The organism is Rhizobium sp. BK650 (assembly GCF_014195325.1).
In the GTDB taxonomy this organism is placed as follows: Bacteria; Pseudomonadota; Alphaproteobacteria; order Rhizobiales; family Rhizobiaceae; genus Rhizobium.
The window spans coordinates 1-8,452 of the sequence record NZ_JACIBK010000029.1 but is presented as its reverse complement, the minus strand read 5'-3'; the positions used below and the strand labels follow the sequence as shown (position 1 = coordinate 8,452).

Annotated in this window: 5 protein-coding genes and 1 pseudogene; 5 read left to right on the top strand and 1 reads right to left on the bottom strand. The window is 58.4% G+C overall.

Annotated elements, in window-relative coordinates; genetic code table 11:
- Nucleotides 1–175: 175 nt before the first annotated feature.
- The 4 genes and pseudogenes from FHX15_RS30685 to FHX15_RS30670 all read left to right on the top strand — a co-directional run.
- A pseudogene (locus tag FHX15_RS30685) lies at nt 176–313 on the top strand (helix-turn-helix domain-containing protein); the annotation flags it as partial.
- 198 nt (nt 314–511) lie between these two features.
- Complete coding sequence (locus tag FHX15_RS30680; RefSeq protein ID WP_184402083.1) at nt 512–2,071, top strand: helix-turn-helix domain-containing protein; 1,560 nt, start codon at nt 512–514, stop codon at nt 2,069–2,071.
- A gap of 783 nt (nt 2,072–2,854) precedes the next feature.
- Entirely contained in the window at nt 2,855–5,692 is a 2,838-nt protein-coding gene (locus FHX15_RS30675) for a M16 family metallopeptidase (RefSeq protein WP_409527054.1), read from the top strand.
- Nucleotides 5,693–5,701: 9 nt separating this feature from the next.
- Nucleotides 5,702–6,064, top strand: a complete 363-nt coding sequence (locus FHX15_RS30670) for a hypothetical protein (protein WP_184402081.1) — start codon at nt 5,702–5,704, stop codon at nt 6,062–6,064.
- Here the strand turns inward: FHX15_RS30670 and FHX15_RS30665 are convergent.
- Nucleotides 6,028–6,510: a phage regulatory CII family protein gene (locus tag FHX15_RS30665; RefSeq protein WP_184402080.1), complete on the bottom strand. Its 483-nt coding sequence runs from the start codon at nt 6,508–6,510 to the stop codon at nt 6,028–6,030. The genes FHX15_RS30670 and FHX15_RS30665 overlap by 37 nt on opposite strands.
- A gap of 333 nt (nt 6,511–6,843) precedes the next feature.
- Between FHX15_RS30665 and fdhA the strand changes: the two genes are divergently transcribed.
- A complete protein-coding gene (gene fdhA, locus FHX15_RS30660) occupies nt 6,844–8,034 on the top strand; it encodes a formaldehyde dehydrogenase, glutathione-independent (protein ID WP_184402079.1) in 1,191 nt (396 codons plus the stop codon).
- Nucleotides 8,035–8,452 lie beyond the last annotated feature (418 nt).

The following is an 8,452-nucleotide window of genomic DNA, read 5'->3' as shown; positions in this document are numbered from 1 at the left end:
AGGAGCGGGTGTCGCATTTCTAAATGGCTGAAGACGCGTCCAAAGTGACATTTCTACTTTGCCAGACAGCGGACATTTCAACTTCCCCGCCACATTGTATGTAGCCGGGTGGGTTCAAGGATGAAGTGCGACTTGCGAATGATGTCAATGGGTTATCACTCGCAAGGAAGACGCAATGAGACGCACCTACTCCCAGATTGGATTTGACGAACGCCGTAAGATTGCTCGCGGGAGGACGGCTGGCCTCAGTGTCGCGGTCATCGCCGAGAAGCTCGGACGTCGCCGATCGACCATCTATCGCGAGCTCAGGCGGGCGCTTCTGTCAAACGACGTATATTGTTTCGCGCAAACTCGTTTATAGCCTTGCAGCTTCAGTTTGGTGTAAAGCCGCTCGATCGCCGGACTTGCGGTGATCGCCGGTCAGGCGGTTGGAATTGACATGATTTCATTTGCGGATACAGGCAAGGCAAAAACTCTCCATTTTGGAGATCTGACAATCGACGAAGCTTGCATGTTTGCCCATCGCAACGGGCAGACAATCCAATTCACCAGAAACGAGCGCGCCCTGCTGCTTGCTTTCACCAGCAATCCGCAACGTCTTATGACTCGCAGCCGTCTGCTGGATGAGATCGCTCAGCCGGGCTCCGATTCCTCCGACCGCAATATCGATTTTCTGGTCAACAGGTTGCGGCTGAAGCTGGGTGATAATGCAAAATCACCCATCTATATTGCCACCCAATATGGCGAGGGTTACGTCTGGATCGCGACGTCATCTCGCCGGGGTCCGATCGATGCTTTCCTGATCATCGGTCCAAGCTTCGAGCTCCAGAATCATCCGCTCCGTCGACAAGGCATGTCCTTGATGGACAAACTTCGCGATATAATTGCTGCAGGTATCGCCGCCGGCCGCAGGGTCGTTGTTGCCGACAGAAATCTTCTCTCTGCCTATGACAAGTCGCGCTATTTCCTGCAGGTGAGTTTTCACACCGATACCGGCCGCCTCAACTGTGCGGCCACTCTGCGGGAAATGCCGTCAAAGCGGATCATGAAAGCGTTTCGTCTGCATATCGATGTTACAGATAATATCTCATTCGCAAACGAGGCGACGCGCGTATCTCAAAGCGTTGTCGATACTTTGCAACAGGCCCTCGAAGAGGCCTCCAACGGGCTCGGCATACCTTTGGATGAAACGCCTGAATCCCGGCTCCGAAGGGCCTCAAACCTGCTGTCGACCTCGAATCCGAAGTGGCTGGCAAGCGGCGAGCAACTTGCTAAAGGCCGCTCGCAGGATCCCTTCGATGCCGACGCCGCGATTCAATGGGGTTTGCATCTCTTTGCGCGCCTTGTCCTGACCAGTCCGTTCGATGACGGCATGAGCCTAGGGGAACGCGATCGCATAGAGAGCGAGATCGAAGCGACCGTCCTGGACTGCCTGCCCGAAATCGAGGACAAACCGCTGCTGATGTTGGGGGCTGCCAAGCTTCTCTACTTCATCAACCGAGGCCATCTTGACCTCGCCGAGGAAATTGCCGAGCGCGCCCTCGCCCGCACCCAGGATTCGACCGCCGGCCTGCCCATTCTCGGACAGTTGCGATATGCACGCGGGCGTTTTGATGAAGCCGTCGGAATCTTCGATCAAGGTATCAGAGTGGCCGAACCGGGATCGGAATTTCACCGTCACATGAGGGTTCTGAAGTGCATCGCACTGCTGGCTGCCGGACACAGTCCATCTTCGGCAGCACGGGCCACCGACATGGCTGATCTCGGTTCGGATTGCCCGCCCCAGATCCGCCTGATGATCAGTTGGATGGTCGCGGCGCCGGATCAAAAATTGCCGAATGCCTTGGAACATGCACTTGCGGCACTTGGACCCGATCACGCTGCCGGCGCGGTCGAATATCTCTACTTCACCTCTGCGCGCCACGTCGCCCTGGAACAGGGTCGTGCAAACGTCATGCGCAACATGATCGCGCATGTGTCGCGATTGTACGGCAAACAGGTCGTTCCTGATTTCGTGCTTCGCAGCATCGGCGCCTCGCCACCGCCTGAGCAGCCTGATCAAAAAATCTAAAACGCTGTGAGCGTCAATGGCGCCAGCCGACCATGCGCACCGACCACCATGCCGTTTTTTCGAGCCTCAAATATTGGGCAAACAATTGCCTGATAGCCACAACCGCTGTTGCCGCTCGCGGGATTACACATCCAGAAAAAGTGCAGAGCAACAACTGGTTGAAATTATCATGGGTGCGATGCGCTGAACGCCGCCTGCGCACTCATTTTATTGAGGGACGGTACTCACATGCCAATTCCAGTCAGGCGTATCAGACACGTTGCAGTGCTCTTAACGGTGCTCACGAGCGCAGCGAGCCTCTTGCAGGGTTGCGTGCTCAGTGAATGGGCGCTGATCATCTCGCAGCAGCAGAAGAAAAAAGACGATGCGAAGCCACCCCAGCAATCGGCATTTGCACCAAGTGAATCAAATGGCAACTCAGGTACAACATCCCGGCCGAGCACAGGTGGCTCGCCGGCCCCGAGCAGCCCGCCCGCCTCTCCGAGCGGGCCGCCGAGCACGGGCACCGGCGGAATTCCGCTCTGAAGTCATCATCCTGAAAAAGCTCCCCGTTTGTTGATGTAATTGGCGCGCACCCGACCTCGTGGGAGAGACCACGGCTCAGGTGCGCGCCAATTACTTCGCCTCCGCCGCGGTTGGGAGCTGGCCATTTGGGGGGAGAGCAGTCGTTGGCACGAGCTTGTCTCAAAATAGACATTGATGCGAAACACAGCCTATTCGATAGTCCGTGCTGACGTCACACCCTCTTCATGCCCACACCTGGACGAAATGCCCTTTAGACATATGAAAAACCATATCTTTTCTCAGATCCTCGCTGCGGCCGCGCTTGCCGCAGCCGTCGCGCTGGGGTCGTCAGCCCATGCAGAAAATCCGTCCGCTCCCTGGCCGCAGACGCTGAGCGATCTTCCGGCAGAACCTCACGTCCACTTCGGTGCGCTCGAAAACGGTATGCGGTTTGCGATCATGCGAAACGCTACGCCGTCCGGACAGGCCGCGATCCGCTTTCGCATCGGCGCCGGCTCGCTCGATGAGAACGACAACCAGCAAGGACTGGCGCATTTCCTTGAACATATGGCCTTCAAGGGCTCGACACATGTCGCCCAGGACGAGATGATCCGCATCCTGCAGCGCAAGGGTCTTGCCTTCGGGCCGGATACCAATGCCAACACGTCATACGACGAAACCGTCTATTCGCTCGATCTGCCCGAAGTCGATGCCGATACGCTTTCGACGGGTCTTATGCTGATGCGCGAAACGGCGAGCGAGCTGACGCTCGATGCCAATGCCTTTGATCGCGAGCGCGGCGTCATCCTGTCGGAAGAGCGGCTGCGCGATACCCCACAATATCGTGCCGCAATCGGCGTCACCAATTCCCTGCTCGCCGGACAGCGTGTGGTCGCGCGCACGCCGATCGGCAAGATTGACATCATCAGCCATGCGCCCGTCGATCTGCTGCGTGATTATTACCATACCAACTACCGGCCAGACCGAGCCACGCTGATCGTCGTCGGCGATATCGATCCCGAGGGGATCGAGGCTCAGATCAGGCGGCGTTTCAGCAATTGGAAAGCCACCGGCCCTGCCCCGCAGAAGCCCGATCTCGGCACACTAAAAGAAAAAGGTGAAAGCGCCGAAGTCATCGCGGTCCCAGGCGGTACGACGAGTGTACAGATCGCCTGGACGCGCCCCTATGACGCCTCGCGCGACACGTTCGCCAAGCGCCGCCAGCAACTCGTTGAAGATCTCGGTCTTCTGGTGCTGAAACGCCGGCTGGGAGCCATGGCCAACAGGGCCAATGCCCCTTTTATCAGCGCCGCCGTCGGCTCGCAGGATCTTTTTGACTCTGCCCACATCGTCGTCGTGATGGCGAATTCCGAGACTGACAAGTGGCAGGCAGCGCTGGCGGCGATCGATCAGGAACAACGCCGTTTTCAGCAATTCGGGGTTGATCAGGCAGAGCTCGATCGCGAAATCACCGAATATCGTTCGCTTCTCCAGGCAGCGTGTGCCGGGGCTGCGACACGCACCAGCACCGATATCGCCTCGATGCTCGCAAGCAGCGTCGATGACAATCTGGTCTTTACATCACCGGCGGACGATCTCTCGATGTTCGAGACGATCACCAAGGGACTGACGGCGCCAGAGGTCAACAAGACGCTTGCGCGTCTCTTCTCCGGCAATGGCCCGCAACTGTTGCTGCAGACGGCACAAGCACCCCTGGGGGGCGCAGACGACGTCCGGCGGATCTATGACGCATCCCGCACCGTTCCGGTTACTGCGCCATCCAGTGCGGCAACCGTCGTCTGGCCCTACACCCATTTCGGTGAGCCGGGCACTGTCGCCGAACGCCGTGTGGTCGAGGATCTTGGGCTGACCATGGTGCGCTTTGCCAACGGTGTCAGGCTCAGCGTCAAGCCTACCAAGCTACGTGATAACGAAGTGCTGGTACGCACGGATATCGGCCGTGGCCGGCTGGATTTGCCGAACGACCATGCCCTGGCGATCTGGACATCGCCGGCTGTCGTCCTTTCCGGCACCAAGGCGATGGATTATCCGGACCTACAGAAGGCGCTGGCGGCCAAAATTGCCGGCATAGACTTTTCCGTCGATGACAGTTCCTTCCAATTCACCGGCCAGACCCAGACGGAGGATTTGGCGACGCAATTGCAGATCATGACCGCCTACGCGACCGATCCAGGCCACCGGCCGGAAGTGTTCAAGCGCGTCCAGCAGGCCTATCTGAACAACCTCGATCAATATGAGGCAACTCCAGGTGCCGTCATCAGCAGCGATTTCGCCGGCCTTGTCCATTCCGGCGACCCGCGCTGGACCTTCCCCGACCGGGCACAACTCTCAGCCACGAAAATGGAAGATTTCGAAGCGCTGTTTGGGCCTCATATTTCCAACGGGCCGATCGATGTCACCATTGTCGGAGACATAACGGTGAATGAGGCAATCCACCTGACGGCCGAAACCTTCGGCAGCTTGCCGGCCCGCACGGACATGGCTCAAGCCACGGCGGCGAACGACATACGCTTCCCCGCTCCTACCGAAAAACCCGTTATGAGAACCCATAACGGCAGGGCTGATAACGCCGCAGCCATCGTCGCAACTCCGGTTGGCGACATGCTCTCGGACATCCAGCGGGGCTTTGTCGCAAATGTCGCCGGACAGATCTTCGAAAACAGGCTGATTGACCAGTTCCGCATCGCCGAAGGCGCGACCTACAGTCCGCAAGGCGATATGGATCTGTCGTGGGATATCCCCGGCTATGGCTACTATTATCTCTATGTCGAGACGACGCCGGCCAAAATCGAGAGTTTCTATGCGCTCGTCGACAAGATCGCTGTCGATCTCGGATCGAACGAGGTCTCGCAGGACGAACTCATGCGTGCCCGCGCACCGATCATCGAGACATTGAAGCGCCAGCAGCAGAGCAACGAATATTGGATACAGTATCTCAAAGGCGCCCAAACGGACCCTCGCCGTCTTGAGCGGATACGCGACAATATCAGCGGCTATGACAAGGTTACGGCCGAGGACATTCGCCGGTTCGCCACAACCTACTTCCATCCGGATAAGTTCTGGAAGTTCAAGGTGCTGCCGGCAGCAATACGATAGGTATTCAGATTGGATCCCGAAGCGGCTGGCTTCGGGATCCGCCAATTTTGTTTCTTCCGTCTGTGTAAAAACGACAGGATCGTTTTGATGGCGGAACTTGGACCGGGCCAGCTAGATGCGCAGGCAAATTTCACCGGTCCCTGCATGCCTTCCGATCGTTCTTATGCCCTCCACGAATATGCGCGCATCGTGCGCGAGAGAAACCTCCTGAAACTTCGTCTTCTATCCGTCGACCGGCGGCTCGCCTCGGCCAGCGGCGCCTGGAAGTCCTTTCTGGAAGAGAGACGACTCTCGATTATCGAGGCGATGCTCTCCCTTGACGAGGAAGGAGAAGCCTATCTTTTGCTGATGCGCAAGGACGACGCGGTATAGGCGCCGTCCAGGGAGAGGCGAAGGGATGCGAGCGCCCTCTCCGCGTCTTCGATTTCCTTAAGCACCAGCCGCTGCTTGCGATGATCCATCCCGCCCCCGGCCAGCGCCGCATCGACCAGTTCGAGGACATCGGTCGCCTCAATGACCACGCGCGTAGCCCCCCGCTGCAACGATCCGGCAGGCTGCTCTTGTCCCGTGGCGGAAGAGCGCTCCGCCGCAATGAAGATACTCTTCTCCAGTAGGTAGGATGCAAGGCGCGGATCTGGCACGATTTCCAGCAGGCTTTGGATTTCCTCAGCCGAAAAACATGTGCGGCTGATCAGACGTGAATGAAAGGCGGCATAGTTCATGTTCAACGCGGAGGCGACGACCTCTACAGGACAGGCCTTTTCCACGATCAGGATGGTATAGACGATGTCTGCGAAAGCACGGCCACGTTGCGTCATGATCGCCCCCAGGATCAGTCGCTGCAACTATAGCGGAAGCCACGTCAAAAGGGAGCCACCGTTTTGATATCGCATCCGTCGTCAGGATGCTAACGCGGCGCCTCGGCAGGAGGCACCCCACCTGCCGGGGAAAGGCCACCTGCCTCCGGGTCCGCCATGGCGGGTGGCCCGACCACATCGATGCGCCCCGCCCGTTAGCGTAGTTTTGCGATTTCCGCCCGCAAGGCGTCGCTTTCGGGACGGCGCATCGATCTTTCTAGTCTACTCTGTAGCAGGCAACGGTCGCGGGAGGAGCTGCTGGCGCGTTGCTCGATTTCAAAGGAGGAGACGGAAATGAGCAAGAACCGTGGCGTCGTCTATTTGCGGCCCGGCAAAGTGGAAGTCCGCGACATCGACGATCCGAAACTCGAGGCACCGGATGGCCGCCGTATCGAGCATGGCGTCATCCTGAAAGTTATCTCCACCAATATTTGCGGTTCGGACCAGCACATGGTGCGCGGCCGCACCACAGCCATGCCAGGCCTCGTGCTTGGACACGAAATAACCGGCGAGATCATCGAAAAAGGCATCGATGTAGAAATGCTCGATATCGGCGACATCGTGTCCGTGCCCTTCAATGTGGCATGCGGCCGCTGCCGCTGCTGCAAATCGCAGGACACAGGCGTCTGCCTGACCGTCAATCCGTCGCGTGCCGGTGGCGCCTACGGCTATGTCGACATGGGCGGCTGGATCGGCGGCCAGGCCCGCTATGTCACAATCCCCTATGCCGATTTCAACCTCCTGAAATTCCCCGACCGCGACAAGGCGATGGCCAAGATCCGCGATCTCACCATGCTCTCCGATATCCTTCCAACCGGCTTTCATGGCGCCGTCAGGGCGGGGGTCGGCGTTGGATCAACCGTCTATGTCGCGGGTGCCGGCCCGGTCGGCCTCGCCGCCGCGGCATCCGCCCGCATCCTCGGTGCGGCTGTGGTGATGATCGGTGATTTCAACAAGGATCGCCTCGCCCACGCCAGCCGCGTCGGCTTCGAAGCCATCGACTTATCGAAGAGCGACCGGCTCGGAGATCTGATCGCGCAGGTGGTCGGCACTAATGAAGTGGACAGCGCGATCGATGCCGTCGGCTTCGAAGCCCGTGGACATTCCGGCGGCGAGCAGCCGGCGATCGTGCTGAACCAGATGATGGAGATCACCCGGGCCGCCGGTTCAATCGGCATTCCCGGCCTCTATGTCACGGAAGATCCGGGTGCAGTGGATAATGCCGCCAAACACGGCAGCCTCTCTCTGCGCTTCGGCCTTGGCTGGGCGAAGGCGCAATCGTTCCACACCGGTCAGACGCCGGTGCTGAAGTATAACCGCCAACTCATGCAGGCGATCCTGCATGACCGTCTTCCGATCGCCGATATCGTCAATGCCAAGGTGATTTCGCTTGAAGATGCTGCCCAAGGCTATGAAAGCTTCGACCAGGGTGCGGCGACGAAATTCGTTCTTGACCCGCATGGTGCAATCGCCAGGGCGGCCTGATCGGTATCATGTGCCGGGGCGGCAATGTCCCGGCACTCCCTCCTTAAAACGCGATCTGCTACGCCCTCCCCACCCTTTCGCCCAGTCACTGACTGCTCGCGACGCATGGCTGATCTCCTTCCCAAATCGCGTTGTGATCGAAGGCACTGCAGCGGGTATCGTCCTCAGGGACCGAGCGTGAACCGCTCGATATCGCGTGTGCGTTCTGCGACCAACGCCTTCTCGCTTCCCTCTCTTGCCCCGTTGAATAACAAGGTGCGTAGGTTCGCAGAATATCGGACCGCCTCCAAAGCATCAGTTCGCGATTATATTGCACGCCATACAATATGGTTAACGCAATCATAACTTTGGCGGATTTTACTGTGAATCAGGCCCTACTTTTGAGCGAATCACTACCGCAATCGAAGTAATTTTTACT